Genomic DNA, 25,488 nt, shown 5'->3' with positions numbered 1-25,488 from the left:
CCGGGCCCGGGCGCCCACCGCGCCACGGGGGGGGGGGTGGGCCCCGCCCCCCGCCGCGGACCCGCCCCCGGTCGGCGATCCGGCACAGCAGGCGCTGTCGGATGCGCGGAGCGCGTCCGCGCGGTCAGAGACTCTGACCGCGCTACGAGAGGCCCTCGCGGCCTATCCCCATTGCGAACTGCGCAAGGGCGCGCGCAACCTTGTCTTTGCGGATGGCCAGCCCGGGGCGCGGGTGATGATCCTCGGCGAGGCGCCGGGTCGCGACGAAGACCGTGAGGGCCGCCCCTTTGTTGGCCGCGCCGGGCAAATGCTGGACCGGATGTTCGGGGCCATCGGGCTCGACCGGTCGAACCCGGATCCGGCCAAGGCGCTCTACATCACCAATGTCCTGCCCTGGCGTCCGCCGCAGAACCGCGACCCGCGTCCGGACGAGATCGCCATGATGATGCCCTTCGTGCAGCGCCATGTGGCGCTGGCCGATCCGGACATCCTCGTGCTGATGGGCAACATCTCCTGCCAGGCCGTTCTGGGTCGCAAGGGGATCACCCGGTTGCGCGGCCAGTGGACCGAGGCCACGGACCGCCCGGTACTGCCGATGTTTCACCCGGCCTTCCTGCTGCGCCAACCGGCCCAGAAACGCGCGGCCTGGGCGGATCTGCTCAGCCTGCAGGCCAAACTCAGAGGTATGTCATGAGCCGCATCGACGAGAGCAAACCTTTCATGCCCCTGAAGATCGCGGTGCTGGCGGTCTCCGATACGCGCGCGCTGGCCGAGGACCGCTCGGGCCAGACCCTCGTGGACCGGATTGAGGGCGCGGGCCACAAGGTCGCTGCAAGGACCATCCTTCGCGACGAGCGGACCGAAATCGCCGCACAGCTCCGCAGCTGGTGCGCGGACCCGGAGATCGACGTCATCCTCAGCACCGGGGGCACCGGCCTGACCGGGCGGGATGTCACCGTCGAGGCCCATCGGGACGTCTATGAAAAGGAGATCGAGGCCTTTGGCACGGTCTTCACCATCGTCTCGATGAAGAAGATCGGCACCTCGGCGGTGCAGTCCCGCGCCTGCGGGGGCGTGGCCAATGGAACCTACCTCTTTGCTCTGCCCGGCAGCACCGGCGCCTGCAAGGATGCCTGGGACGAGATCTTGCAATGGCAGTTCGACTATCGTCACCGGCCCTGCAACTTCGTCGAGATCCTGCCCCGGCTGGACGAGCACCTGCGCCGCAAGTGAGCGCAGGGCCCGGGGCACAGTCAGGCCTCCGGAGGGTTCCGTCGTCCCAGATTGCGCCATAGAGCGGGTGGTTGTGCCCATCCACGGCACTCGGGTGCCCGCTGGGCAGTTGGGCGAGGGCCATCAGCTTGCAGTCATCCGCTAGGCGGGTGGGTCGTCCACGGGCTGGATTCGCTGATCAGCACATTGCGCAGAACCACACCCCGGTTACGGTCGGCAGGATCGGTTCTGGTGGCTTTCGTGTCGCCGAACTCCATGATGCCGGAACCGATGGGCCAGCCTCCGGGCGAAACTCAGACGGCAGGCAGGCAGCGCATTTGCGTTCGAGATGGCGACATGGATCGGTGCGTTGGGCCGGGTCACGATGGTGATGTGAAGGTCGAACATCGGGCCGCGTCTGGACCGGACGCAGATCGAGGGGGTCTCGCGCCGGGGACGGGATCGTTATGTGGCAACACCATGTGCCCCCGCGCCACGTGGCAGAAAGGCTGGAGCGGTTTCGCGCAGGCCGGCAACGGGGCGCAGGGATCGTGATGGCAGGCCCTCTACTGCACAACCCGCAGCGGATTCGTGCGATCCGCATCGTTATCATCGAAATAGGTTTTGGTTTCGACCCCGGGCAGGGTGGCGAATTCTTCCATGATGGTGACGGGGAACCATGTGGTGCTCAGGCTCTCGAATCCCGGGAAGTCCTGCAGGATGGAGGAGGTCACCCGTGCGCAATTGGCCTTGCCCACCGCCCCGTTCGCCGCAAAGGCCGCGATCATCGCATCGGCGGTGGCGGGATCGACCTCAATGCGCTGTTCAACAACGCTCCAATCCTCGCGGGCGTGGTAGTCGATGTAGTGGTTTTCCAGCCACGGGGTGATCCCGTAATGCAGATCATTGCGTTCGGGCGATTGCGGATACCACCAGGTGCCCGCCGGATCCCAGATGACCCGCTCGCTCCCGTCGATCAGGAGCGCCGTGTGCCCGCCCTCGCCCGAGCGAATGCGGATCACCGTGTAGAGCGTGACCGACGTGGTGCCGCCATCCGCATAGCGGTACTGGCTCACCTCGGCGTCAGAGGCCCATTCGGACGGCCCGCCACAGGCGGCCAGTCCAAGGGTTGTCCCCAGCAAGAGCCATGGGGTCAGGCGCATCGCTGGGCGATCCCGGCTTAGCCGTTGACCATGTAGATGAAGAGCAGGAGGGCGATGATGATGATCGTCGACCACTTCGTGATGGCGATGAAGCCATTGAAGGTCTTTTCCTGCTCGGTCGTGTCCATGCTGCCGTGCTTGTGCTCTTCGGCCATGATGTTTCTCCCGTTCGCGTTAATCCCGACCCGCCTAGCCTATCCGAAAGCCGCTGTCACGGGGCCTGCGCCGGAGCGGGGGCCGCAGGGGCCTCTGTCGCGACAGCGTGCCACAGCCGCACGCCATCCGCCCGCAGGGTGAAGTCGGCCTGCCCCGTGGCGCGCAGGTGGTTGAGATGGGCAACCGCCTCGACCAGCGCGAGCCCGTAGGTATCGCCGGTGATCTTCCGCTTGAAGAGCAGGGGAAAGCAGTCCGGTGCGCTGCGCGGTGTCTCGGCCAGAAAGGCCTGCAGCCGGGGCAGGGCGTTGTGATGGTTCTCGATCAGTTGCCGCAAGCGGATCGGTAGCCCGGTGAAGGGCAGCTTGTGGCCCGGCAGCACGAGCTGGTCTTCGGTCGCATAGGCCTGCAGGCGGGTGCAGCTCTCGAGCCATTCGCTGAGCGGGTCGGCCTCGGGCTCGGTGGCGTAGACCCCGATATTGGGCGAGATCGTCGACAGGAGCTGATCGCCCCCCAGCACAAGCGCGCCATCCGTGCTCCAGAGCGTGGCGTGTTCGGGCGCGTGGCCATGGCCGATATGGATGTCCCAGTCGCGCCCGCCCGCATGGATCCGGTCGCCCTCCTGCAGGCGGGTGAACCCCAGCGGCATCGGCGCCACGATATCGGCGAAGTTGAAGGGGCGCTCGGCGGCGCGCTGGGCGAGGATCTCGGGATCCATGCCGGCGCGGGTCCAGAAGGCGAGCGTTTCGGGCGCGGGCAGAGCCTGCTCGTCGAAGGTCAGCATCCGCGCCATCAGCCAGGCGGTGCGCGTGGTCAGCAGCTCTGCGCCATGGGCGCTCTGAAACCAGCCGGCGCAGCCGATATGATCGGGATGGTGATGGGTCACGATCACCCGGCGCACGGGTTTGCCGGCCATTGGCCCGGCAAGGATGTCCTCCCACAGCGCGCGGGAGCGGCGGGAGAACATGCCCGTATCCACGAGGGTCCAGCCATCGCCATCGTCCAGCGCGAAGACATTCACATGGTCGAGCACCATGGGCAAAGGCAGCCGGATCCACAGGATGCCCGGAGCCACTTCGGTGGCGGTGCCCGGCGCGGGCGGCGTGTCAAACGGGGTTCGGAGGGGCCCCAGAGGTTTGTTCATAGGGCTTGCTCTTGGGGCATCTTCATCAGGCAACGAGATCCTCGGCGCTCAGGGCGTAGAGATCCTTATCCCCCGCAAGCGCCTGACGGGCAAGGGCGGCATGCTCCGGCAAGAGGCGCAGAACAAAGAACCGTGCCAGATCCGTTCGCGGCCCGGATCCGCCCTCGGCCAAGGCTGCCGCGAGATGGGCATACCCGCCCAGAACCCGGGCCGTGGCGGCCAGGAACGGGCTCGCACCCGCAAATCGCGCATTCAGTCGGGTCTCGGCCACCAGCGCCTCGGTCGTCTCCCGCAGGGTCTCGCAAGCCTGCCACACGGGCTCGGCCAGATCGGGCAAGCTTGCGCGGGCGGTCTCGGCCAGCGCCTCGATCTCGTCCAGCAGCCGGGCCATGGCCTCGCCGCCATCGCTGAGCTTGCGCCCCACCAGATCCATGGCCTGAATGCCATTCGTGCCCTCATAGATCGCGGTGACCCGGACATCGCGCAGGAATTGCGCGGCCCCGGTTTCCTCGATCACGCCCATCCCGCCATGGACCTGCAGGCCCAGATCCGAGACGCGGATGCCGGTTTCGGTGCCATAGGCCTTGCAGATCGGAGTCAGCAGAGCGGCACGTGCGGCCCATTGGCCATGGCCCGTGGCCTCGCTCATATCCGTGGCCACCGCGGTCGAGAGTGCGATGGCCCGCGCGGCAAAGGTCTCGGCCCGCATGGTCAAGAGCATCCGGCGCACATCCGCATGGGCGAGGATTGTGGCCTCACCCTCCACCGGCGTGCGGCCCTGCTTGCGCTCCAGCGCGTAGTGCAGCGCGTGCTGATAGGCGGCCTCGGCAACACCGATCCCCTGCACGCCGACGCCCAGCCGGGCATTGTTCATCATGGTGAACATCGCGCGCATCCCGCCATGCTCCGGCCCCACGAGCCAACCGGTCGCGCCGTCATACTGCATGACGGCGGTGGGGCTGCCATGCAGGCCCATCTTGTGCTCGAGGCTCACGACCTTGAGGCTGTTGGCCATGCCCGCCGCCCCGTCCGCATCCGGCAGGCGCTTGGGCACCAGAAACAGGCTGATCCCCTTGGTGCCCGGACCGCCATCGGGCAGCCGCGCCAGCACGAGGTGGCAAACGTTTTCGGTGAAATCGTTATCGCCCCAGCTGATATAGATCTTCTGGCCGGTGATCGCGTAGGTGCCGTCGCCATTTGGCACCGCCTTGGTGCTGAGCGCGCCCACATCCGACCCGGCCTGGGGCTCGGTCAGGTTCATCGTTCCGGACCATTCGCCCGAGACGAGCCTGGGCAGGTAGAGCGCCTTGATCTCGTCCGAGGCATGGGCCTCCAGCGCTTCGATCTGGCCTTGGGTCATCAGCGGCGCAAGCTGCAGCGAAAGGCAGGCGCTCGACAGCATCTCGTTCATGCAGGTGGTCAGCGCCATGGGCAGGCCCATCCCGCCAAACTCCGGATCGGCGGACATGCCAACCCAGCCGCCCTCGGCAATCGCGCCATAGCCCTCGGCAAAGCCCGGCGAGGTCCGCACGATACCGTTCTCCAACCGCGCCGGATGCAGATCCCCGGCCCGTTGCAGGGGCGCGATCTCGGTCTCGCAGAGCTTGCCCGCCTCGCTCAGGATCGCCTCGGTCAGGTCCGGTGTCGTCTCGGCAAAGCGTGCCGTGGCCTGCAGCGCGGGAAAGCCAACCACATGCTCGAGCAGGAAGCGGAAGTCGCTGAGAGGGGCGGTATAGGGCATGGAGCCTCCTTTGGGCCGACCGGTCGCAGGCCCGCCGGTCTTGGCAGGGGCGCGGTGTCGGTTTATGGGCTGATCGCTGAGGGTGACCTTAGGCAGGGGGCGCGGCCCCCTCAAATGAAACGCAGCGTCACGAAAGGGGCCGCGCGGTGCAGACCAGACGTCTTGATCCCAGTGATACGGGCCTTGCGGCCGCGGCCGAGATCCTGCGCGCGGGCGGGCGCGTGGCCTTTCCGACCGAGACCGTCTACGGGCTCGGCGCCGATGCGCGCCAAGAGGCGGCGGTGGCCGGGATCTATGCCGCCAAGGGCCGCCCCAGCTTCAACCCGCTGATCGTCCATGTCCCGGACCTGCAGGCGGTGCGGGATCTGGTCGAGCTCCCCGCGCTGGCCGAGCAGGCGGCGCGGGCCTTCTGGCCCGGGGCGCTGACCCTTGTGCTGCCCTTGCGGGCGGGGGCGGGCATCTCGCCGCTGGTGACGGCGGGGCTTGAGACGCTCGCGGTGCGCGTGCCCGCCCATCCCGTTGCGCGCAGGCTGCTGCAGGTGTTTGGCGGGCCTGTGGCCGCGCCGTCGGCCAACCCCTCGGGCCAGGTCAGCCCGACCCGGGCCGATCACGTGCTGCAGGGGCTCGACGGGCGGATCGATGCGGTGGTCGATGGCGGGGCCTGCCCGGTGGGGGTTGAATCAACCATTCTCTCGGTACTGGGCGAGGGGCCGCGCCTGCTCCGTCCCGGCGGCGTGACGTCCGAGGCGCTGGAGGAGGCGCTGGGGCAGGCGGTGCCACTTGGCGGGCCTGCCGGGCCGCAGCCCACGGCCCCGGGTCAGCTTGCATCCCATTACGCACCCGAGGCTGCGGTGCGGCTCAATGCCCGTGCGGCGGAGCCGGGCGAGGTCTGGCTCGGCTTCGGGCCCGATAGCGCAGGCGCGCTCCTGTCCCTCTCCGAGACCGGGGATCTGGATGAGGCCGCCGCGGGCCTCTTTCACGCCCTGCGCGCCATGGATGCCTTGGCTGCGGGGCGGCGGATCGCGGTGGCACCGATCCCCGAGACCGGGTTGGGGCGCGCCATCAATGATCGCCTGCGCCGGGCTGCAGCGCCCCGGGATTGACCGATCGGGGCAATTGACCGCCCTGCCGCCCCGTGATCGACTGCGAAAGCCGGGTGCAAGACAGCGAGACGAGGCGCATGGAAATCCGCGATACAACCCCCGAGGACAGGGCCGCCATTCTGGCCCTGTACCCCAAGGCCTTCCCGGAGGAGGACTTGACCGCCCTTGCGGCGGATCTGCTCGATGCCGCCGGGGCAGAGATCCTGTCCCTCATGGCGGTCGAGGGGGCGGCGGTGCTGGGCCATGTGGTCTTCACCCGTTGCATACCGCAGGGCGATGGACGCCGCGGCGCCCTGCTCGGGCCGCTGCTGGCAACGCCGGAGCGCCACGGGCAAGGCATCGGCTCGGCGCTCGTCGCGGCCGGGCACGCTCGGCTCGATGCCGAGGGCGTGGCCGAGGTGCTGGTCCTGGGCGATCCCGCCTATTACGGACGGTTCGGCTTTGCCCAATCCGACCGGGTCAGCGCCCCATACAGCTTGCCCGAAGACTGGGCACCCGCCTGGCAATCCCTGCGGCTCGGAAACAGGCAGGGCCTTGCGGCGGGCCCGCTCGATGTGCCGAAGGTCTGGCGCAATCCGGTCTATTGGGGCCCTTGAACGAAGCCTCCACACCCAGCCCGACCCGGGCGACCGCCCTAGCCGGTCAGGCCCGCCCGCCGGTCGCCGAGAGCATCATCGGATCGATCCCGAGGCTCGCCAGAGCCATCTGCCATTTGCGATCGGGATCCGGTGAAAACACGATCTCGGGCTCTGCGTCGCAGGTCAGCCAGCCATTGCGCTGCAGCTCGTCCTCCAGCTGCCCCGGACCCCAGCCCGCATAGCCCAGAGCGAGGAAACAGCGATCGGGCCCGGTTCCCCGGGAAAGATCTTCTAACACATCCAGCGTCGCAGTCATGCCGAAGGCGCCATCCACCTGAAGGGTCGACTCGTTGCCCGAGTAGTCCGAGGAATGCAGCACAAAACCCCGCCCACCCTCGACCGGGCCACCGTAATGAACCGCCACCGCCGTGGCCTCCGCCGGGGGCGGGGCGATCTTGAGCTGCGCCAGCAGGTCCGAGAATTTCAGCTCCGGCGTCGGCTTGTTCACGATCAGCCCCATCGCGCCATCATCGGAATGGGCGCAGATGAAGACAACGCTGTGCTCGAACCGCGGATCCCCCATTCCGGGCATCGCGATCAGAAGCTTTCCGCTCAGGCTGTCAGTGGTGTTCCGCTCGTCCATGGGCCGAAAATGGGGGGCCTCTCAGCCCGTTACAATAGGCGCTTTGTCTCACGCAGCCTGTGCGCCTTGGTCTCACGCAGCCTGTGCGCCTTGGTCTCACGGAGCATCGCCGAAACGTGATTTCCGTTCGCAGGCCCCATGGCTAGGATCGCGCCCCATGATACAGCAGCTTTCCTTCCGCGCCGCGGCCCGGCTTTGCGTCCTTCTGGCGGCCCCGGTCGCACCTGTTGCCATGGCCCTGCCGGCCTTGGGCCAGAGCTTTGGCAACCCGGATGTGGTGAAGGTTGATGTGCTGCCCGGCTGGCGCGAGGCGGACGGGACCCATTATGCCGGGGTCCGGATCCAGCTCGCCCCGGGTTGGAAAACCTATTGGCGCACACCGGGCGACGGGGGCATTCCGCCCCAATTCGACCTGACGGGGTCCGGCAACCTTGTGGGGTTCGCCCCGCATATGCCGCGGCCCACGGTGTTTGACGAGGACGGCTTGCGCTCGGTGGGCTACAAGACCGAGGTGGTCTTCCCCCTCCGGCTTTCGGCGGAAACCGCCGATGCGCCCATCGCGCTCAACGGGTCGCTCTTCATCGGGGTCTGCGAAGAGATCTGCATGCCCGCAGAGGTGCAGCTTGATGCGGTGCTGACCGCACCGGGGCAGAGCAGTGCGCTGATCGCTGCCGCGCTGGAGGCGGAACCGACCCGGCTCAACACCCCTATGACCTGCGCCTTCGAGCCTACGGAGGAAGGCCTGCGTGTGCGGGCCGTTGTGGATGCCCCGCAGCAAAACGGCGAGGTGGCCGTGCTCGAACTGCCGGATCCCATGCTCTGGGTGTCCCATGCCACGACCGCGCGCGAGGGCGGCCGGGTCGTTGCCGAAGCCGAGATCCGCTCCGGCCATGACGGCCCGATCCAGATCGCCCGCGAGGATCTGCGCCTGACGCTGATCTCTGCCGGGGCGGCCTATGACGTGCAGGGATGCCGCTCCTGACCCCGAAAGCCCGCCGCGCCGCGTGAGCCGGTCCAGCCGGGTCAGGCGTTGGGCGGTGTGCGGGCCGCGCGCAGCCCGTGGGCCAGCGCGGCGACCGCCCAACTGACCAACGCGATCACCGCGATCCCCGCGATGAAGAGCACAAAGGTCGCCATGTGCGTTGAGAGGCCCGCCGGCATCTGCTCGGCAAGCGCCGGTGGCAGGGCGCCGGTCACGAAGCTTACCCCGAAGGTCGCCGCGAGCCAGAGCGCGCCCAGCCCCGCCGCCACAAGCGTGGCGGGCCCGGCGCTGCCTGTCCGGCGCGGCGCCCGCACGGCCCGATGGAGCGCGGTGATCTGGCGTCCGATATCCTGCTGCATGGCCATCACCGCCGGGACCAGCACGAGCACCAGCAGCATCCCGAAGCCCAGCCCGTAGACCAGCGTGATCACCGTGGGCTTGAGGAATTGCGCCTGTTGCGACCCCTCATAAAGCAGCGGCGTCAGCCCGAGCACCGTGGTCAGTGTCGTCAGCAAAACCGGGCGCAACCGGTCCGTGGCCCCGTCGATGATCGCGGGGATCAGCCCGCGTTCCTTGCCATATTCGTCGATGGTCGTGACGAGGACGATACTGTCATTGATGATGATCCCGGCCATGCCGATCAGCCCGACCACCGAGAACATCGACAGCGGCACATCCCAGATGTAGTGCCCCCAGATCGCGCCGATGAACCCGAAGGGGATGACCATCATCACCACCGCCGGGCGCGTCCAGCTCGAGAAGATCCACGCGAGGCAGAGATAGATCCCGATCAGGCAGAGCAGGAAGCCCAGCGTCGCATCCGTGAGAAAATCGCGCTCCTGCTCGGCGAGGCCGGACTGGACGTAATTCACGCCATAGACTTCCTGGATTCGGGGCAGATGCTCATCGGTGAGCGCGGCGTTGATCTCGGCGGCGCGCACGGCATTGTCGCCCGAGATATCGCCCGACACCGTCACCACGCGCAGCCCGTTCTCGCGCTGGATCCGAGAGAACCCGTCCTGACTGCGGACCGACACGATATCCGCAAGCGGCACATAGGCCCCGCTGGGCGTGCGCAGCTGCATCCGGTCGAGGAAATCCGCCCCCAGCTCGCGCGCGGGCAACTCGACCCGGATCGCGCCCGTGCGGGTGCCCGACGGATAGGTTGCGGCCTCGATCCCGTTCAGCCGATTGCGCAGCTCGCGCCCGAGCGCGTCGATGTCAAACCCGAGCTGGCTGCCGATGGGCGTCAGCTCGAGCACAAGCTCTTCCTTGTCATAGGCAAGACTGTCTTCGAGGGCGGACACCTCCGGGTAGACCGCCAGCGCGGTCTTTAGCGCCTCGGCGGCTTCCTTGAGGACCTGAGTGTCGGCGCCGTAGAATTCGACCGAGAGCGCATCGCCCCCCGGCCCCGAGCGCCAGCCGCGGAAGCTGAGCGTCTCAAGCTTGGGATGGCGCGGCACGGCGTCCTGCAGCTCGGCGAGGAAGGCAAAGGAAGAATAGGGCCGCAGATCCGCATCGATCAGGTCAATCGCGATCGAGCCCAGCTGATCCGCGTCCTTGGTGTCGGCCCCGGCTAACCCGCGCCCGGTGGTGCCGCCGACCTCGGCGAGAACAAAGGCCAGCGGGTTCACCCCGTACTCGGCCTCATAGCGCGCGCCGAGCTCTTCGGTGGCGGTCTGGATCACGCCCATGACTTCGAACGTGTCTTCGCGCGTCGCCCCGGGCAGCATGGCGAAATTGCCGGTGATCGAGCCGCGCTCGGGGGCGTTGAAGAACCGCCATGTCACGTCTCCGCGCACGAAGAGCGCCGCCTGGGACAGCAGGAGCAACACCGCCCCCGCAAAAACCGGGTAGCGCGCGAGAATGACCCAGCGGATCAGGCGGCGGAAGATCACCCGCTTGACCCAGTTGAGGCCCCGGTTCACCTGTCGTGAGGGCCAGTCATACCAATGCTCCTTCGCGGAATGCGCGAGGGCATGGGCCATGTGGTTGGGCAGGATCAGAAAGCATTCAACAAGGCTGGCGATCAGCACGGCGATGACGGTGAAGGGGATCGCCACGATCAGATCGCCGAAGCGCCCGTCAATCGCCGTCAGGCCGAAGAACGCGATGACCGTGGTGATGGTGGCCGAGAAAACCGGTGGCGCCATGCGGATCGCGGCATTCTCGGCGGCGGTGGCGGCATCCTCGCCCAGATGGCGGGCGCGGTAATCGGCATGTTCGCCCACGACGATGGCGTCATCCACCACGATCCCGAGGGTGATGATCAGCGCAAAGAGCGACACCATATTGAGCGTCAGCCCGCCGAGATACATCAGCGACACCGCCGCCAGCATCGCCACGGGGATCCCGGCGGCGACCCAGAAGGCCGTGCGGGCATTGAGGAACAGAAAGAGCAGCGCCACCACCAGCCCGAGCCCCACAAGGCCATTGTCCAGAAGGATGTTCAGGCGGCTCGAGATCGCCTCGGCCCGGGTGCGGATCAGCTCGATCTGAACCCGTTCGGGCAGGTCCCGTTCAAAGGCGGCGGCGACCTCGGCCACCTGGGCCTGGATCGCGATGGCATCGCCGCGGTTGCTGCGGTCCACGCGCACGGAAATGGCCGGGTTTTCACCGACGAAATAGGCCCGCTCGCGGTCCACGCCGCCGACAAAGATCGTCGCGACATCGCCGATGGTCAGCAGGCTGCCATCTTCGTTGGTCCGCAGGGCAAGGGCCGAGATCTGGTCCGCGCTGCGGGTTTCGGTGCCCGTGCGCACCCGCGCGGTCCCCCCGGCCACATCGCCCGAGGGCGCGCTGTCGGCGGCGCCGCCGATGGCCTCGGCAATCTCGCTGAGCGTCAGGTCATAGCGGATCAGGTCCAGGGTCGAGACCTCGACCAGGGTTTCTGGTGCAGCGATCCCCCGGATCGTGGCCCGGGTGACGCCAGCCTCGAAGAGCCGGGCGACGAACTCGTCCGAGAACCGCGCGAGCTGGTCCACGCCCACAGGGCCATGGACCACCACATCGGTGATCCGGTCGCGCCAGTTGCTGCGCCGGATCGTGGGCTCTTCGGCGTCGTCGGGCAGGTCGGTGACGCTGTCCACCGCGACGCGCACGTCATCGGTGGCGCGGCTCATATCCCAGCCCGGCTCGAATTCCACCGACAGGGTGGCGCGGCCCTCGCGCGCGGTGCTGGAGCTTTCGGTGACGCCTTCGACCGCCTGCAAGACCGGCTCGATCAGCGCGACGATGGCGCGGTCCACATCCTCGGCCCCGGCCCCGTCCCAGGTCACGCTGACGGTCACGTCATCGACCACCACATCCGGGAAGAACTGGGTGCGCATCTTGGGCACCACGAAAAGGCCCACGGCCAGAAGCATCACCAGCAGCAGGTTCGCCGCCGTGCGATGGCGGGTGAAGTAAGACAGCAATCCGCCAATCGCGCCCATGTCAGCCGCCCATCCGGCTTTCGATCCGGGCGACCACGGCGGCGGGCACCCGATCCTCGGTCAGCTGCCCGAGAACCCGGGCCTTGGCGGCGGCGGGCATCCGAGTGTTGTCTTCGACAAAGGCGATGAGGCGCGCGCGGCGCTCCGGGTCCAGCTCCAACATGTCCGGCGCAGCGGCAGTGGTGATCTCGGCCTCGGCGCGGACGGGGCGGATCTTGATCCCCGCACCCAGAACCGGGCTGCGATCGGTCACGACCTCGCGCCCGGCATGGCCGCCGACCCGGACGATCAGATCATCCCCCTGACGGCGGACAATCTCGACCCGCCCGGTCTCAAGCCGGTCCTCCGCCCCCAGAAGCAGCACACCGCCCTCGGGCGAGACCGCGCTGGAGGGCAGGAGGACGACGCCGGACAGCTCCGGCTCGGGCGCGGTGACAGTCACGAAATCCCCGGGACGAAAGGCCGGGGCATTCGAGAGCTGCGCAAAGAGCAGCCGCCCGGTCTGCCCCTCGCCAACCAGCGCTCCGGCGCGTGTCAGACGCCCCTCGGCGGTGATCGCTTCGCCCAGCACATCGAGCGTGACGGACACATCCGTCTGGCGCAGGCGGCCATCGGGTCCGAGCAGGCGCAGGTATTGCGCGGCAGAGGTGCGAAAGGCGACCTCGAGGGCGGTGGGGTCCACAAGCTGGGCAATCTGTTCATTGGCGTTCACCAGCCCGCCGATCACGGCGGTGGTCGCGGTGAGCGTGCCGTCAAAACTGGCCGTCAGGGTGGTGTCCGCAAGATCCCGGGCCGCCTCGGCGACCTCGATCTCGCGCCGGTCGACGCGGGTCTCGGCCAGGTCGATCCGCGCTTCGGAGGCCGCAAGGGCCTGACGCCGCGAGAGCAGCGCCTGCACCGCAGCCGCCTCGGCCAGCGCGGCAATCTCGACCGTGGCCTCGGTGCCGACACCGCGGTCCTGCAGGTTGCGCTGCCGTTCCAGGGCCTGTCGGCGCAAGGCAAGCTGCGCCTCGGCGGCGGTGACATCATCCACCGCCAGCTCCAGCGTGCGGAGCGCGTCGCGCAGATCCGCGCGGGCCTCGTCGAGATCTGTTTGCACCTTCTGCAGGGCGGTTTCCGCATCTGCCGGGTCGATCTGGACCAGCACGTCGCCCGCGGCGACCCGACCGCCTTCCTCGAAAGCCGGGTGCAGGGCGAGCACCGTCCCGGCACTGGGCGCGCGCACCTCGAGGGTGCGGCGGCTGCGGATTTCGCCATAGACCGAGAGGCTCGGGGTCAGTGTGTCCGGCTCCAGCGTCACGACGCCCGCCGCATAGACCCGTTCACGCGCCGGGCGCGAGGGGCCGTCTTCGGCGTTCCGGGCGGTGATGGCGTCGGACAGGATCAGACCGCCCAAGCCCAGAAACCCCACCGTGAGTGAGAGGAGCACGAGCCCGACGAGGCTGCGGGTCAGGAAGCGCATGGCGAAGGATCTCCGGGCTTTGGGCGGTCCTGTAAGGGTATACGGATGAGATAATGGCTTCCGTCGCAGAAAAAAGCGAAAATCTCGAAACCGTTAGCCGAGAAGCGCCATCACCGCATAGAGGGTCACCCCGCCCAGGGCGACCGAGAGCACGACATTCTTGGTCAGGATGCCGACCACGAGGGTCACGGCAGCCGCCGAGAGACGCGCGGGCTCCGGCGTGCCGCCCGTGGCCGCGGGCCAGAGCACTAGCGGCGCGATCAGGGCCGGAAAAACCGCCACCGAAGTGTAACGCAGGTGCCGCAGGACCCATTCGGGCAGCTCGCGCCCGCCAAGCAGCCCCATGAAGGAATAGCGGATCAGGAAGGTCCCGATGCCGAGGGCCACGATCAGCGCCCAGAGGGTTATGGCCGACATCTCGGTCATGGCTGGCCCTCCCGGCGGCGGGTCTGCCAGAGCTCGACTTGAGCCCCGACCAGCAGGGCGCAGAGGGCCGCGAGGATGATGCCGAGGCTGAAGGGGATGCCGACAAAAAGCAGCGAGAGGACCGTCGCCGTCAGGGCCGCTGCCACATGGGCCAGGCTGGTCAGGGCCGGGGCGATCAGGGCGAGAAAGGTGATCGGCAGCGCGAAATCGAGCGCGTAATCCGGGGGGATCCGGGTGCCCAGCACGGCACCGAGATAGGTCGAGGGATACCACAGCAGGCAGATCGGCGTCGCGGTGCCCAGATGGAAGGCGAACCGGGCGCGCAGGCTCATCTCCGGGCGGGCCTGAAACCGCGCGATGGACACCGCGTAGGTCTGATCGACCAGGAAATACGCGCAGAGCGCCCGCTGCCACAGCGGCAGGGGCCCGAGATAGGGCGCGATGGAAGCCGAATACATCGCCATGCGCAGGTTCACCGCGAGCGCGGAGGCGAGGATCACGAGCACCGGCGCATTCTCGGTCATCAACTGCACGGCCGTGAACTGCGCGGCCCCGGCGATCACGAGCAGGGAAAACCCCATCACCTCTGCGATATTGAGCCCGGCTTCGGTGCCGACCACGCCAAAGAGCAGACCGAAGGGAATGACGACCAGCAGGAACGGCAGGCCGCCGAGGAGGCCATCGAGATAGGGGCGGTCGGGTCTGTCTGAGGTCATGGAGAAGGTCCTTTGCCCGCTGGCTAGATCAAGCCGGGGGCAGGTGCAATCACGGGTAACAAGGTGTGATCGAGGCGGGCAGGGGTGCCCGGTGGCGGGTCCCTGCCAGGACCCGCGGACGCGCGGGGCCGGTGAACCGCGCGCCCCAAATCCGACAGGGGGGCCGGGCGTTGTCGGACGGACGGTGCGCGTCCGCCCCGACCGTCCCGGTCGGGGCCATGGCAGCCTATTCGAAGGTCTTCGTCACGCGCCCCAGCAGCATGAAGGCCCGGGCCGAGCGGGTATCGGCGAGCTTGATGATTTCTTCATCCGTGGCATGGGCCGCAAAGGCCGAGAATGTCCGGTCGAAATGGCGCAGGAAGTGATGCACCGTATCGCGGAAGATCGGGTCGGATTTCATCCGCGCCGAGCTCAGCGCGAGGCAGGAGCGGTCCCGGATCCCGCCCAGAGCCGCGACGGAGCGCCCGCGCTCGCCATCGGCAAACCGTCGCCAGGCCTCGGGCTTGGCGCGGTCCGGCATCAGGTCATCCATATATATCCCGTCCTCGGACAGAAGTGTCAGCACATCCTGTGCCGAGCGGATCAACTTGCCCGCATTGCGATCCTCGAGTGCCCGGCGCAGGGCGCGGAAGCCCTCCTTGTCTTCGGCGGTCTCGGGGAAATTCGCGGCGCGGATGAATTCCGACACGGAGATCGGCTCGCGCATGTCCTCGGGCGGCGCATCCAGGCCCAGCGAGGGCTGCGGATCCGGGCGCGTGCGCGGTACCGCCGGCTCGGCCAGCGCCGCCTTGGTCTCGGACGGGGGCGGTGCCCCGCCGCCCGAACGCGCGCTGGCAAAGGTCACCAGCGTGCTGTCCGTATGCCGGGTGGTCTCGACGATCTCGTCGATCTTGCGCGCCACGGTCGGCGGCACGGCCCCCCCGCTGACCGACTGGCGTAGGGCGGTCTCGCGCATGGCAGTCAGCGCCTCTTGCAGCCGTTCGGCCTCCTCGCGCATGATCCGCGCGGTGCGCGCCACGGAGGCCGCCACCCAGATCAGCGCAATGGGCAGAAACACCGCCAGAAGGATCATCACGACGCCAAGCCCGCCCGCCCCCGTGGCGGCGATGCTGGCCCCCAGATCGAGCCCGAAGAACAACAACAGGATCGCCGCCAGCCAGACGAGGCTGAGCGCGAGGGCGATCACCTCGATGGCGGTGATCGCAGGTTTGGGGCCCTGCGGCGCGCCGCCTGATCCTGCGGGACCGGTCCTCTGCTGCGCCATGTCTGGCTCCGTGCTGCTGCGGCCTTACTTGTAGGCGATCTCGAGGACCTCGTAGGATTTCACACCGCCGGGGGTGCGGACATCCACGCTGTCGCCTTCTTCCTTGCCGATCAGTGCGCGGGCAATCGGGGATTTGAGGTTCAACAGACCCTTCTCGATATCCGCCTCGGCCTCGCCGACGATCTGATAGGTCTTCTCCTCGTCGGTCTCTTCATCGACGATGGTCACGGTCGCGCCGAACTTGATCGGCCCGGACAGGGTCGCGGGGTCGAAGACCTGCGCCAGCGACAGCAGCGCCTCGAGCTCTTTGACTCGGCCCTCGATGAAGCTCTGTTTCTCGCGGGCGGCATGATACTCGGCATTTTCCGACAGATCGCCATGTTCCCGCGCTTCGGCAATCGCGCGGATCACAGCGGGACGTTCGATGCTCTTGAGCTGCTTGAGCTCGGCATCCAAAGCCGAATGACCCCGGCGGGTCATGGGGATTTTTTCCATGGGTCTTTCCTGAGAATGCGAGTCGCAACGTGAAGACAGAACCATAATCAAGCCCGGCCATGGTGCAAGACCGGTTTCAAACTGGAAACGTTGCGTCCCGTTTCGTTGCGATGCAGCGTCACAATTGACGCTTTCCTAAGGGACGGCTATCTCGTCCCGCAACATTATTTCAACGCCGCGGGATTCTCCGCAGGCCAGCCAGTGTGAGAGCCAATGACCGAAGTGCAGCGCGAAGCCATGGAATACGATGTCGTAATCGTCGGAGCGGGCCCCGCGGGCCTCTCGGCGGCGATCCGGCTGAAGCAGCTGGATGCGGATCTCGAGGTGGTCGTGCTCGAAAAGGGCTCGGAAGTGGGCGCGCATATTCTGTCCGGGGCGGTTCTGGACCCGGTGGGGCTCGACGCGCTGATCCCGGACTGGAAGGAAAAGGGAGCCCCGATCACCGTGCCGGTGCGCGAGGACAAGTTCTACATGCTGGGCGAGGCGGGTCAGATCCGGATCCCGAACGCACCCATGCCGCCGCTGATGAACAACCACGGGAATTACATCGTCTCCATGGGCAATGTCTGCCGCTGGATGGCCGAGCAGGCCGAGGCGATGGGCGTCGAAATCTTCCCGGGCATGGCCTGTTCCGAGCTGATCTATGGCGAGAATGGCGAGGTCAAAGGCGTGGTCGCGGGCGAGTTCGGCAAGAACCCCGATGGCAGCCAGGGCGCGGGCTACGAGCCGGGCATGGAGCTGCACGGCAAATACGTGATGCTGGGCGAGGGCGTGCGCGGCTCCCTCAGCAAGCAGGTGATCGAGAAGTTCGACCTTTCCATGGGGCGCGAGCCGCAGAAATACGGCCTCGGCATGAAAGAGATCTGGGAGATCGACCCCGCCAAGCACCGCGAAGGTTCGGTCACCCACACAATGGGATGGCCGCTGGGCAAGAACGCAGGCGGCGGATCCTTCATCTATCACCTTGATAACAATCAGGTCTATGTGGGGTTCGTGGTCCACCTGAACTACGAGAACCCCTATCTCTTCCCCTATATGGAATTCCAGCGCTTCAAGCATCATCCGATGGTCGCGGAGCTTCTGAAGGGCGGCAAGCGCGTGGCCTACGGCGCGCGGGCGATCTCGGAAGGGGGCTATCAGTCCATGCCGAAATCGGTCTTCCCGGGCGGTGCGCTGCTGGGCTGTTCGGTCGGGCTGGTGAACGTGCCGCGGATCAAGGGCAACCACAATGCGATGCTCTCGGGCATGGCCGCTGCCGAGGCCGCACAGGCGGCCATCGCCGCGGGCCGGTCCGGCGACACGCTGGACGGCTACGAGGCCGAGCTGCGTGACGGGCCCGTGGGCAAGGACCTCAAGAAGGTGCGCAATGTCAAACCGCTCTGGTCGAAATACGGGCTCATGGCCTCGCTGACCATGGGCGGGATCGACATGTGGACGAACACCTGGGGCTTCTCGCTGTTCGGGACGGTCAAGCACGGCAAGACCGATGCCGAAGCCACAGGCAAGGCCGCCAAGTTCGAGCCGATCGACTATCCCAAGCCCGATGGCACGCTGAGCTTCGACCGGCTGACCAATGTGGCCTATTCCTTTACCAATCACGAGGAATCCCAGCCCGCGCACCTCACCCTGCGCGACGCGGGCATCCCTGTGGGACAGAACCTGCCGGATTACGCGGGCCCCTCGGCGCGTTACTGCCCGGCCGGGGTCTATGAGTTCGTCAAGGAAGACGACAAGCCCACGCGGTTTGTCATCAATTTCCAGAACTGCGTCCACTGCAAGACCTGCGATATCAAGGACCCGGCCCAGAACATTGTCTGGACCACGCCCCAGGGTGGCGACGGCCCGAACTATCCCAATATGTGAGCATCCGGGCGCCCTCGCGCCCGCGCGCCTGACATCTGCGTGAAGCGCCCCGTACCGGTTTCGGTGCAGGGTGCCTTTGCATTGCGACTTGGCAAAGGCCTCGCTACGGTACCGCATACTCCAGCGGACACCCCCCAGTTGAGAGGTTTTTTGAGATGATCAGACAGGCCGCCCTCCGGGCCAGCGTGGCGCTTGCCCTCGTGCTCAGCGTACCGATGACCACCCCCGTTTCCGCCGCGCCCAATGGCGTGTCCGGGGCCTATCTCGCCGGACGGGCCGCCAGCCTGAACAGCAATTACGCCGAAGCGGCCCGCTATTTCGCCCGCGCGCTGATGCGGGACCGGGCGAACCCGGCCCTGATGGAAAGTGCCGCGATCGCCTTTCTCGCGCTGGGCGACCAGAAGAGCGCCTATCCCATCGCCCTGAAGCTCGCCAAGGATTTCCCGACGAACCAGATCGCGGGGCTTGTGCTGGCGGCGGACATCCTCGGCCCCGACGGGGATCCCGAGGCCGAGGTGCCCGGCGTGGGGCCCGTGGGCGACAAGCTGGTCGCCGGATGGCGCGCGCTGGAACAGGGGCAGGCGGATGCCGCCTTCGGGATTTTCAACGAGATGATCGAGGATCCGCGCACCCGGGCCTTCGGGATCTACCACAAGGGCATGGCGCTGGCGCAGGTCGGCGATTTCGAGGGCGCGCTTGCGATGCTGACCGAGGATGGCTCGGTGGCCGCCTCGCTCTCGGGCCGTGCAATCATCGCCACCGCGCAGGTGCTGGCCCAGCTCGACCGGGCCGATGAGGCCCGCAGCCTGATCGAGGCGCGGATCGGGCGGGACGCACCGCGTGGTGCAGCGCTGCTGGACCAGATCGACGCGGGCACGCTCAGCTTCGATGTGGTGCCCACGCCCCAGGCCGGCTATGCCGAGGCCTTCTTCACCGTGGCGGTTGCCTTGAACGGACAGGCGTCGGACAACTTCACCCTGCTCTATGCCCGGGTGGCCCAGACCCTCGCGCCGGATCATATCGATGCGATCCTGCTGACGGCGAGCCTGCTGGAAAACCTCGAGCAGTATGACCTGGCCAACAAGGCCTATGATCAGGTGCCCCGGAACAGCCCCGCCTTCCTGACCGCCGAGATCGGGCGAGCCAATGTGCTGCGCCGGGCGGAGAAGCCCGATGCGGCGATCGAGGTTCTGACCCAGCTGGTCGAGACCCATGGCAGCGTGGCGCGCGTGCATTCCGCGCTGGCCGATGCCCATCGCCGGATGGAGAATTTCTCCGAAGCTGCCGCCGCCTATGACATGGCCATCGAAATCTCCGAGGCGCAGGGCGAGCAGGATTGGGTCCTCTATTACGCGCGCGGCATCGCCAATGAACGGATCGGTGCCTGGGACGCGGCCGAGGCCGATCTGCGCCTCGCGCTGGAGCTCAACCCAGGGCAGCCCATGGTGCTGAACTATCTCGGATATTCCTTCGTGGAGCTTGGCGAGAACATGGACGAGGCCCTCGACATGATCGAGCAGGCCGTCGCCGCGCGGCCCGATAACGGGTATATCACCGACAGCCTCGGCTGGGTGCTCTACCGCATGGGGGATTTCGACGAGGCGGTGCCCTATATGGAACGGGCCGTGGCGCTCGAGCCGCTGGATCCGATCATCAACGACCATCTGGGCGATGTGTATTACGCCGTCGGGCGCAAGCGCGAGGCGGAGTTCCAGTGGAAGCGGGCCCTGTCCTTCGACCCGGAGGTCGAAGAGGCCGAGCGCATCCGCCGCAAGCTCGAGGTTGGTCTCGACGCCGTGCTGATCGAAGAAGGGGCCGAACCCACCCATGTTGCCAGGGACTGACGGCGCGCGGCTCGAAGGCTTCGCACCGGCCAAGGTCAACCTGACCCTGCATGTCACAGGGCAGCGGGCGGATGGTTACCACCTGCTCGACAGCCTCGTGGTGTTCGCCGATTGCGGCGACCGGCTCTGGCTCGATCCTGAGGGGCCACTGGGCCTGACCGTATCCGGTCCGCGCGCGGCAGGGGTGCCCACGGATGCCAGCAACCTGATCCTCAAGGCCGCGGCGCATCTCGGCGCGACCCGAGGCGCGGCCCATCTTGAAAAGCATCTGCCCGCCGCAGCGGGGATCGGGGGCGGCTCGTCGGATGCCGCCACGGCGCTGCGCCTCTATGCCAAGGCGGCGGGGCGTGGCGTGCCCGATGACGGGGCCGCGCTGGGGGCGGATGTGCCGGTCTGCCTGCGCGGGCGCGCGACTCGCATGGCGGGGATCGGTGAAAGGCTGTCGGACCTGCCCGACCTGCCGGCCCTGCCTGCGGTGCTGGTCAATCCCGCGGTGGATGTGCCGACGCCCGCCGTGTTCAAGGCGCTGACAAGGAAGGACAATCCGCCCATGCCCGCGATCTTGCCTGCCTTTGCGGACCCGTTGGGCTTCGCAGGCTGGCTCAACACCCAGCGCAACGATCTGGAAGCCCCGGCAGGGGAACAGGCCCCGATCATTACCGAGGTCCTGGCGCGGCTCGCCGCGGCAGAGGGCTGCGCGCTTGCGCGGATGTCGGGGTCCGGGGCGACCTGTTTCGGGCTGTTCGGGTCCGCGGCGGGGGCGTCAGCCGCCGCCGCCATGATCGCCGCCGATCACCCCGACTGGTGGGTGCAGGCCACTACCTTGCGCTAGGCGCTCAGGTCAGCCGCGCCACCACGTAATCGGCCAGATCCCGCAGCATGTCCGTCAATGGATGGGGCTGGACCGCGTCCAATGCCGCCTTGGCCTGGGCCGCATAGGCGAGCGCATCGGCGCGGGTGGCCTCCATGGCGCCGTGCTTGTCCAGCAGGCTGAGCGCATGTTCGAGATCGCCCTCCCGCTGATCGCCCTTTTCGATGACCCGCTGCCAGAAGGCGCGCTCGGTCTCGTCCGCCAGCGCAACGGCCTTGATCACCGGCAGGGTCAGCTTCCGCTCGCGGAAGTCATCGCCCACATTCTTGCCGGTCTGCGCGGCATCCCCGCCATAATCCAGCAGGTCATCGACGATCTGAAAGGCGATCCCCAGCGCGTCGCCATAGGTAAAGAGCGCGCGGATCTGGGCTTCATCCGCACCCGCGATCACCCCGCCAACCTCGGTCGCCGCCGAGAAGAGCGCGGCCGTCTTGCCGCGCACGACCTTGAGATAGATTTCCTCATCCGTGGCCAGATCCTGCGCCGCCGACAGCTGCAGCACCTCGCCCTCGGCGATTGTCGCGGCGGCATTCGCCAGAATGTCGAGCACCCGCAGGCTGCCGGTCTCGACCATCAACTGGAACGAGCGGGCGAAGAGATAATCGCCGACCAGAACGCTCGATTTGTTGTCCCAAAGCAGGTTCGCCGTGGGCCGCCCGCGGCGCTGATTGCTTTCATCGACCACGTCGTCATGGAGCAGCGTCGCCGTATGGATGAATTCCACCGTCGAGGCCAGATGCACGTGGTACGGCCCGTCATAGCCACAGAGCCGCGCCGTCGCGAGGGTCAGCATCGGGCGCAATCGCTTGCCCCCGGCCTCGACCAGATGGGCGGTCACCTCGGGGATGCGCGGGGCATGTTCCGAGGCCATCCGATCCCGGATCAGGCCATTCACGGCCTCCATATCTTCGGCGAGATAGGCGGCGAGACGTTCATGGGGTTTGGTGGCTGCGGCGGTATCCAAGCTCATCACGGCTCCGTCATGCGGCTCGACAACCGAACCCTACTGGTCTTATCTCAACGTCATGAGAGAGCTGCTGCGCACCAACGATCCGACCATCATCGCTTACGCGTCCGCCCTGCTCCAAGGCGAGGGTATAGACTGCTTCCAGATGGACGTCCACATGAGCGTACTCGAAGGATCCATTGGCGTTTTGCCGCGGCGCCTGATGGTGCATCAGCGGGACATGTTCCGGGCCCGGGCAGTGATGACAGACAATGATATCCCGGTGACCGAAGACCGCCCGGCGTGACCCCGGAGGCGGCGTCAGAGATCAGCCTGGACGGGTTTCTGGGAGGGCGGTTGCGGCTGGCCCAGCCCCGGCGGGGATACCGCGCGGGCACGGATCCGGTCCTGCTGGCGGCGTCCGTTCCCGCCAGGGCCGGAGAGAGCTGCCTCGATCTCGGCTGCGGGGTCGGCACGGCGGCCTTGTGCCTGAGCGCGCGGACCGGCGCCGTCTGCGACGGGGTCGAGTTGCAACCGGATTATGCAGCACTGGCGCGGCAGAATGCAGAGGCGAATGCCCTTCCCCTGACCGTGTGGGAGGCCGACCTGTTGGCCCTGCCGGACGTGCTGCGCCAGCGCAGTTTTGACCATGTGATGCTCAATCCGCCCTATTTCGCCCAAGGGGCGGGAACAGCCGCCAGCGACCCCGGCCGGGACCGCGCCTTGCGGGATCGGGGCGATTTGCGGGACTGGCTGGGTGTGGCAGTACGTCGCACCAAGCCCAAGGGCTCGGTGACGGTGATCGCGCGGACCGACCGTCTGCCAGAGCTTCTGGCAGCGGTGCCGCCCCATCTCGGGTCGCTTCGTTTACAACCCCTGGTTGCGCGCGCGGGCCGTCCGGCCAAGCGGTTTGTTTTACAGGGCTTCAAGGATGGGCGCGCCCCATTTGTTCTCTGCGCGCCCTTGGTGCTGCATGAGGGTGAAACGCATCTGCGCGACGGGGATGACGCGTCCAATACCGCACAGGACATCCTGCGAAACGGGGCAAAACTGCGGTTTCTGGACGCGGATCGTTAAGAAATTTGACGAAAACGCTCAGTTGTTTTTCGTGACACGACTCGGGTTCTGTGCTGCACTTTCCCTACTGTCCACATTTACAAGGAGGTCGCCCATGACCGTGAGTTCGCACATCGAGGAACTCCGCCGTAAACACCAAATCCTTTCTGCACGTGTGGATGACGCGCAACGAAGTGCAGGAACGGACAGTTTGACGATTGCTTCATTGAAGAAACAGAAGCTGCACCTGAAAGAGCAGATCGAGCGCCTGCAAGACACCTGACGCAGCGCACTACACTGCGGTTCGGTGCTCCTGACCGAGCCGCAGCCCCGCAAGGCCTCTCAGGTTTTGACATCCGCCGAGTTGATGAATGTCATCCCATGATCGAGCGCCGTAATCTCCTCTACATGATCGAACAGCCACGACAGGAACGCTTTCACCTGCGGTTTCTCTGACGCCTCCTGTGTGCAGAGCACGCGGTAATGGGCCTCGGTCGTGATCGCGGTGGGGAAGGGGATCACGAGGCGGCCTTCCTGCAACGCCTTGGCGGTCAGGGAGGCACGGCCCAGCACGACACCTCCGCCGGTCTCTGCCGCATCGATCGCATGATCGGCCTGGCTGAATTGGGGCTTCACCTCGGGTGGGTTCGGCACGCCCATGGCCGTGAACCAGGTTGCCCAGTTGCAGGGCGGGTCCACGAAATCGAGATTGCCATCCTCCAGCAGATGCAGCTTGAGCAGATCGGCGGGCGTTTTCAGCCCTTCGGCGAGACGCGGGGGCACCATCGGTGTGAGCCATTCGCGCACGAGGACCCGGCTGTAAAGGTCGCGGTCATCGCCGCCCATGCCGAACCGGATGGCCACATCCACATCGTCCCGGTCAAAATCCATGAGCCGCAGGGTCGCGGAAAAGCGCAGCTCCACATCCGGGTGGGTCTGGGCAAAATCGAACAAACGCGGCGCAAGCCATTTGGCGGTGAAGGCCGGACCTGCAGTAACAGTCAATGTGCGCGTGTCCAGCACGCGCCGCGTCGCCAGCCAGGCCCGGCGCAGGGCGTCGAAGCCTTCGGCCGCGCCGGGGGCGAGCGCGTGCCCGGCCTCGGTCAGCTCGACAGCGCGGTTCAGCCGCCGAAAGAGCGGCGCGCCCAGATAGTCCTCCAGCCCCTTGATCTGAAAACTCAGGGCCGCAGGGGTGACGTTTAGTTCCGCAGCCGCCTTGGCAAAGCTCATATGGCGGGCGGCGGCATCGAAGGCGCGCAGGGCGGTCAGAGGGGGGAGGCGATCAGACATGCCAGATAAGTATACCTTAACTGAATGCGGGAAAAGTCTCGTTTGTGGCTTTTTGTTAGCGGCATCATATTAGGGACAGTTCAGAAATTCAGATCAAGGATCTTCGCCATGACCCATGCCACCGCCACCTTGACCACCCAAGACGCCATCGCCCGCGGTCGCAGCGAACGCGCGGCCGCCTTTGCCCTGTTCCTGGGCTGGGCATTTCCGGGTCACAGCGCTGAAACCGGTGCCCGGGCAGAAACCGCATAGCACCCACGCCACGCGACGCACGCAAAAGGGGCGGCCCCATCCGGGACCGCCCCTTTTCTGTGTCGCGCTGAGCGCAGATCAGCTGAAGAACTGAGCGCCGTTGGCCGAGATCGTGGAGCCGGAGATGAAGCCCGCATCATCGGAGGCCAGGAAGGCCACGCAGCGTGCGATTTCTTCGGGCTCGCCGAGGCGGCCTACCGGGATGCCGGCCACGATGGAATCGCGGACTTTTTCCGGGATCGCCATGACCATTTCAGTCGCGATGTAGCCGGGGCAGACGGCGTTGGCGGTGATGCCGGCGCGCGCGCCTTCCTGAGCCAGGGACTTGATGATGCCGAGGTCACCGGCTTTGGTCGCGGCGTAGTTCACCTGGGCGAACTGGCCTTTCTGACCGTTGACCGACGAGATCACGATGACGCGGCCGAACTTGCGCTCGCGCATGCCGGGCCAGACCGGGTGGACGGTGTTGAAAACGCCGGTCAGGTTGGTGCCGATCACTTCGTCCCACTGCTCGGGGGTCATCTTGTGGAAGGGCGCGTCGCGGGTGATGCCCGCATTGGCGACGACGACCTCGATCGGGCCGAGATCGGCTTCGACCTGGGCGATGCCCGCCTTGCTCGATTCGTAGTCGGCGACGTTCCATTTGTAGGTCTTGATGCCGGTCGCGGCGGTGAAGGCCGCTGCTTTCTCGTCATTGCCCGCATAGGTGGCCGCAACGGTGAAGCCGTCCGCCTGCAGTTTCTTGGAAATGGCTTCGCCGATGCCGCGCGAACCGCCGGTAACTAGTGCAACACGTCCCATTAGATATCCTCCTCGAGGTAGGTATTTGTCCGACCGGGACGGGTGCGTC

General features: G+C 66.9%; 26 protein-coding genes. 12 read left to right on the top strand and 14 right to left on the bottom strand.

The genetic code is table 11. From position 1 onward, the window contains the following. Both ACP150_RS18715 and moaB read left to right on the top strand, forming a co-directional pair. Nucleotides 1-694, top strand: a 694-nt coding sequence (locus ACP150_RS18715) for a uracil-DNA glycosylase (RefSeq protein WP_424968217.1), incomplete at its 5' end; no start/stop codon positions are given. Next, nucleotides 691-1,233, top strand: a complete 543-nt coding sequence (gene moaB / locus ACP150_RS18710; protein WP_424968215.1) for a molybdenum cofactor biosynthesis protein B — start codon at nt 691-693, stop codon at nt 1,231-1,233. The genes ACP150_RS18715 and moaB, both read left to right, overlap by 4 nt. Before the next feature lie 545 nt (nt 1,234-1,778). On the opposite strand, the gene ACP150_RS18705 is transcribed toward moaB, so the two are convergent. Genes ACP150_RS18705 through ACP150_RS18690 form a run of 4 tightly spaced genes read right to left on the bottom strand, consistent with a single transcriptional unit; the run spans nt 1,779 to nt 5,413 of the window. Next, nucleotides 1,779-2,375: a hypothetical protein gene (locus ACP150_RS18705; RefSeq protein WP_424968214.1), complete on the bottom strand. Its 597-nt coding sequence runs from the start codon at nt 2,373-2,375 to the stop codon at nt 1,779-1,781. 17 nt (nt 2,376-2,392) lie between these two features. Further along, complete coding sequence (locus ACP150_RS18700; RefSeq protein WP_424968213.1) at nt 2,393-2,530, bottom strand: aa3-type cytochrome c oxidase subunit IV; 138 nt, start codon at nt 2,528-2,530, stop codon at nt 2,393-2,395. Between the two features lie 56 nt (nt 2,531-2,586). Further along, the gene (locus tag ACP150_RS18695; protein WP_424968212.1) at nt 2,587-3,672 is read right to left on the bottom strand and encodes an MBL fold metallo-hydrolase; all 1,086 of its coding nucleotides are present in this window, start codon (nt 3,670-3,672) and stop codon (nt 2,587-2,589) included. Between the two features lie 25 nt (nt 3,673-3,697). Beyond that, nucleotides 3,698-5,413 carry an acyl-CoA dehydrogenase gene (locus tag ACP150_RS18690; RefSeq protein ID WP_424968210.1) on the bottom strand — a complete coding sequence of 572 codons (1,716 nt, stop codon included), beginning with the start codon at nt 5,411-5,413 and terminating at the stop codon, nt 3,698-3,700. Between the two features lie 146 nt (nt 5,414-5,559). Between ACP150_RS18690 and ACP150_RS18685 the strand changes: the two genes are divergently transcribed. After that, entirely contained in the window at nt 5,560-6,516 is a 957-nt protein-coding gene (locus tag ACP150_RS18685; RefSeq protein WP_424968209.1) for an L-threonylcarbamoyladenylate synthase, read from the top strand. A gap of 32 nt (nt 6,517-6,548) precedes the next feature. After that, the gene (locus ACP150_RS18680) at nt 6,549-7,112 is read left to right on the top strand and encodes a GNAT family N-acetyltransferase (RefSeq protein WP_424968208.1); all 564 of its coding nucleotides are present in this window, start codon (nt 6,549-6,551) and stop codon (nt 7,110-7,112) included. 46 nt (nt 7,113-7,158) lie between these two features. Here the strand turns inward: ACP150_RS18680 and ACP150_RS18675 are convergent, their stop codons facing one another. Beyond that, on the bottom strand, nt 7,159-7,737 hold the full coding sequence (locus ACP150_RS18675; RefSeq protein WP_424968207.1) for a YqgE/AlgH family protein: 579 nt from the start codon (nt 7,735-7,737) through the stop codon (nt 7,159-7,161). Nucleotides 7,738-7,894: 157 nt separating this feature from the next. Between ACP150_RS18675 and ACP150_RS18670 the strand changes: the two genes are divergently transcribed. Further along, nucleotides 7,895-8,719 (top strand): protein-disulfide reductase DsbD domain-containing protein, encoded by an 825-nt coding sequence (locus ACP150_RS18670; protein WP_424968206.1) that lies wholly within the window; start codon nt 7,895-7,897, stop codon nt 8,717-8,719. A gap of 41 nt (nt 8,720-8,760) precedes the next feature. Here ACP150_RS18670 and ACP150_RS18665 read toward each other — a convergent pair whose 3' ends face one another. The 6 genes from ACP150_RS18665 to greA all read right to left on the bottom strand — a co-directional run bounded on the left by ACP150_RS18665 (nt 8,761) and on the right by greA (nt 16,516). Continuing rightward, nucleotides 8,761-12,153, bottom strand: coding sequence for an efflux RND transporter permease subunit (locus ACP150_RS18665; protein WP_424968205.1), 3,393 nt, complete (start codon nt 12,151-12,153; stop codon nt 8,761-8,763). A gap of 1 nt (nt 12,154) precedes the next feature. Continuing rightward, nucleotides 12,155-13,615, bottom strand: a complete 1,461-nt coding sequence (locus ACP150_RS18660) for an efflux RND transporter periplasmic adaptor subunit (RefSeq protein ID WP_424968204.1) — start codon at nt 13,613-13,615, stop codon at nt 12,155-12,157. A gap of 93 nt (nt 13,616-13,708) precedes the next feature. Beyond that, complete coding sequence (locus ACP150_RS18655; RefSeq protein WP_424968203.1) at nt 13,709-14,041, bottom strand: AzlD domain-containing protein; 333 nt, start codon at nt 14,039-14,041, stop codon at nt 13,709-13,711. Beyond that, the gene (locus tag ACP150_RS18650) at nt 14,038-14,757 is read right to left on the bottom strand and encodes an AzlC family ABC transporter permease (RefSeq protein ID WP_424968202.1); all 720 of its coding nucleotides are present in this window, start codon (nt 14,755-14,757) and stop codon (nt 14,038-14,040) included. Before ACP150_RS18650 ends, ACP150_RS18655 begins: the two co-directional genes overlap by 4 nt. A 226-nt stretch (nt 14,758-14,983) precedes the next feature. Continuing rightward, nucleotides 14,984-16,021, bottom strand: a complete 1,038-nt coding sequence (locus ACP150_RS18645) for a hypothetical protein (protein ID WP_424968201.1) — start codon at nt 16,019-16,021, stop codon at nt 14,984-14,986. Between the two features lie 24 nt (nt 16,022-16,045). Further along, nucleotides 16,046-16,516, bottom strand: a complete 471-nt coding sequence (gene greA, locus ACP150_RS18640; RefSeq protein ID WP_424968200.1) for a transcription elongation factor GreA — start codon at nt 16,514-16,516, stop codon at nt 16,046-16,048. Nucleotides 16,517-16,729: 213 nt separating this feature from the next. On the opposite strand from greA, the gene ACP150_RS18635 reads away from it, so the two are divergent. The 3 genes from ACP150_RS18635 to ACP150_RS18625 all read left to right on the top strand — a co-directional run bounded on the left by ACP150_RS18635 (nt 16,730) and on the right by ACP150_RS18625 (nt 21,055). Next, nucleotides 16,730-18,379, top strand: coding sequence for an electron transfer flavoprotein-ubiquinone oxidoreductase (locus ACP150_RS18635; protein ID WP_424968199.1), 1,650 nt, complete (start codon nt 16,730-16,732; stop codon nt 18,377-18,379). A 155-nt stretch (nt 18,380-18,534) separates the two neighbouring features. Continuing rightward, nucleotides 18,535-20,223: a tetratricopeptide repeat protein gene (locus tag ACP150_RS18630; protein ID WP_424968197.1), complete on the top strand. Its 1,689-nt coding sequence runs from the start codon at nt 18,535-18,537 to the stop codon at nt 20,221-20,223. Next, nucleotides 20,207-21,055 (top strand): 4-(cytidine 5'-diphospho)-2-C-methyl-D-erythritol kinase, encoded by an 849-nt coding sequence (locus tag ACP150_RS18625; protein WP_424968196.1) that lies wholly within the window; start codon nt 20,207-20,209, stop codon nt 21,053-21,055. The genes ACP150_RS18630 and ACP150_RS18625 overlap by 17 nt, the downstream gene beginning before the upstream one ends. A gap of 4 nt (nt 21,056-21,059) precedes the next feature. On the opposite strand, the gene ACP150_RS18620 is transcribed toward ACP150_RS18625, so the two are convergent. Continuing rightward, nucleotides 21,060-22,064, bottom strand: coding sequence for a polyprenyl synthetase family protein (locus ACP150_RS18620; RefSeq protein ID WP_424968195.1), 1,005 nt, complete (start codon nt 22,062-22,064; stop codon nt 21,060-21,062). Nucleotides 22,065-22,119: 55 nt separating this feature from the next. Between ACP150_RS18620 and ACP150_RS18615 the strand changes: the two genes are divergently transcribed. The 3 genes from ACP150_RS18615 to ACP150_RS18605 all read left to right on the top strand — a co-directional run bounded on the left by ACP150_RS18615 (nt 22,120) and on the right by ACP150_RS18605 (nt 23,379). Continuing rightward, on the top strand, nt 22,120-22,347 hold the full coding sequence (locus ACP150_RS18615) for a DUF2007 domain-containing protein (protein ID WP_424968194.1): 228 nt from the start codon (nt 22,120-22,122) through the stop codon (nt 22,345-22,347). Further along, nucleotides 22,344-23,117, top strand: a complete 774-nt coding sequence (locus ACP150_RS18610; RefSeq protein ID WP_424968193.1) for a tRNA1(Val) (adenine(37)-N6)-methyltransferase — start codon at nt 22,344-22,346, stop codon at nt 23,115-23,117. The genes ACP150_RS18615 and ACP150_RS18610 overlap by 4 nt, the downstream gene beginning before the upstream one ends. A 94-nt stretch (nt 23,118-23,211) precedes the next feature. Next, a complete protein-coding gene (locus tag ACP150_RS18605; protein WP_424968192.1) occupies nt 23,212-23,379 on the top strand; it encodes a YdcH family protein in 168 nt (55 codons plus the stop codon). Between the two features lie 59 nt (nt 23,380-23,438). On the opposite strand, the gene ACP150_RS18600 is transcribed toward ACP150_RS18605, so the two are convergent. Then, nucleotides 23,439-24,386 carry a transcriptional regulator GcvA gene (locus ACP150_RS18600; RefSeq protein ID WP_424968190.1) on the bottom strand — a complete coding sequence of 316 codons (948 nt, stop codon included), beginning with the start codon at nt 24,384-24,386 and terminating at the stop codon, nt 23,439-23,441. Between the two features lie 108 nt (nt 24,387-24,494). Here ACP150_RS18600 and ACP150_RS18595 point away from each other — a divergent pair, with 108 nt between their 5' ends. Further along, nucleotides 24,495-24,638 carry a hypothetical protein gene (locus ACP150_RS18595; protein ID WP_424968189.1) on the top strand — a complete coding sequence of 48 codons (144 nt, stop codon included), beginning with the start codon at nt 24,495-24,497 and terminating at the stop codon, nt 24,636-24,638. Between the two features lie 78 nt (nt 24,639-24,716). Here the strand turns inward: ACP150_RS18595 and phbB are convergent, their stop codons facing one another. Next, the gene (phbB, locus tag ACP150_RS18590; protein ID WP_424968188.1) at nt 24,717-25,439 is read right to left on the bottom strand and encodes an acetoacetyl-CoA reductase; all 723 of its coding nucleotides are present in this window, start codon (nt 25,437-25,439) and stop codon (nt 24,717-24,719) included. Nucleotides 25,440-25,488 lie beyond the last annotated feature (49 nt).

Source organism: Dinoroseobacter sp. S375 (assembly GCF_049800775.1).
Classification (GTDB): Bacteria; Pseudomonadota; Alphaproteobacteria; order Rhodobacterales; family Rhodobacteraceae; genus Dinoroseobacter.
This window is presented reverse-complemented; position numbering and strand designations above follow the sequence as displayed.

Excerpts from the sequence above, each read along its gene's own strand:
- phbB (WP_424968188.1), bottom strand. The coding sequence starts at position 25,439 with ATGGGACGTGTTGCACTAGTTACCGGCGGTTCGCGCGGCATCGGCGAA.
- ACP150_RS18700 (WP_424968213.1), bottom strand. The coding sequence starts at position 2,530 with ATGGCCGAAGAGCACAAGCACGGCAGCATGGACACGACCGAGCAGGAA.
- ACP150_RS18645 (WP_424968201.1), bottom strand. The coding sequence starts at position 16,021 with ATGGCGCAGCAGAGGACCGGTCCCGCAGGATCAGGCGGCGCGCCGCAG.
- ACP150_RS18675 (WP_424968207.1), bottom strand. The coding sequence starts at position 7,737 with ATGGACGAGCGGAACACCACTGACAGCCTGAGCGGAAAGCTTCTGATC.
- ACP150_RS18665 (WP_424968205.1), bottom strand. The coding sequence starts at position 12,153 with ATGGGCGCGATTGGCGGATTGCTGTCTTACTTCACCCGCCATCGCACG.
- ACP150_RS18620 (WP_424968195.1), bottom strand. The coding sequence starts at position 22,064 with ATGAGCTTGGATACCGCCGCAGCCACCAAACCCCATGAACGTCTCGCC.
- ACP150_RS18655 (WP_424968203.1), bottom strand. The coding sequence starts at position 14,041 with ATGACCGAGATGTCGGCCATAACCCTCTGGGCGCTGATCGTGGCCCTC.
- ACP150_RS18595 (WP_424968189.1), top strand. The coding sequence starts at position 24,495 with ATGACCCATGCCACCGCCACCTTGACCACCCAAGACGCCATCGCCCGC.
- moaB (WP_424968215.1), top strand. The coding sequence starts at position 691 with ATGAGCCGCATCGACGAGAGCAAACCTTTCATGCCCCTGAAGATCGCG.
- ACP150_RS18660 (WP_424968204.1), bottom strand. The coding sequence starts at position 13,615 with ATGCGCTTCCTGACCCGCAGCCTCGTCGGGCTCGTGCTCCTCTCACTC.
- ACP150_RS18670 (WP_424968206.1), top strand. The coding sequence starts at position 7,895 with ATGATACAGCAGCTTTCCTTCCGCGCCGCGGCCCGGCTTTGCGTCCTT.
- greA (WP_424968200.1), bottom strand. The coding sequence starts at position 16,516 with ATGGAAAAAATCCCCATGACCCGCCGGGGTCATTCGGCTTTGGATGCC.
- ACP150_RS18630 (WP_424968197.1), top strand. The coding sequence starts at position 18,535 with ATGATCAGACAGGCCGCCCTCCGGGCCAGCGTGGCGCTTGCCCTCGTG.
- ACP150_RS18625 (WP_424968196.1), top strand. The coding sequence starts at position 20,207 with ATGTTGCCAGGGACTGACGGCGCGCGGCTCGAAGGCTTCGCACCGGCC.
- ACP150_RS18705 (WP_424968214.1), bottom strand. The coding sequence starts at position 2,375 with ATGCGCCTGACCCCATGGCTCTTGCTGGGGACAACCCTTGGACTGGCC.
- ACP150_RS18600 (WP_424968190.1), bottom strand. The coding sequence starts at position 24,386 with ATGTCTGATCGCCTCCCCCCTCTGACCGCCCTGCGCGCCTTCGATGCC.
- ACP150_RS18605 (WP_424968192.1), top strand. The coding sequence starts at position 23,212 with ATGACCGTGAGTTCGCACATCGAGGAACTCCGCCGTAAACACCAAATC.
- ACP150_RS18635 (WP_424968199.1), top strand. The coding sequence starts at position 16,730 with ATGACCGAAGTGCAGCGCGAAGCCATGGAATACGATGTCGTAATCGTC.
- ACP150_RS18615 (WP_424968194.1), top strand. The coding sequence starts at position 22,120 with ATGAGAGAGCTGCTGCGCACCAACGATCCGACCATCATCGCTTACGCG.
- ACP150_RS18690 (WP_424968210.1), bottom strand. The coding sequence starts at position 5,413 with ATGCCCTATACCGCCCCTCTCAGCGACTTCCGCTTCCTGCTCGAGCAT.
- ACP150_RS18650 (WP_424968202.1), bottom strand. The coding sequence starts at position 14,757 with ATGACCTCAGACAGACCCGACCGCCCCTATCTCGATGGCCTCCTCGGC.
- ACP150_RS18695 (WP_424968212.1), bottom strand. The coding sequence starts at position 3,672 with ATGAACAAACCTCTGGGGCCCCTCCGAACCCCGTTTGACACGCCGCCC.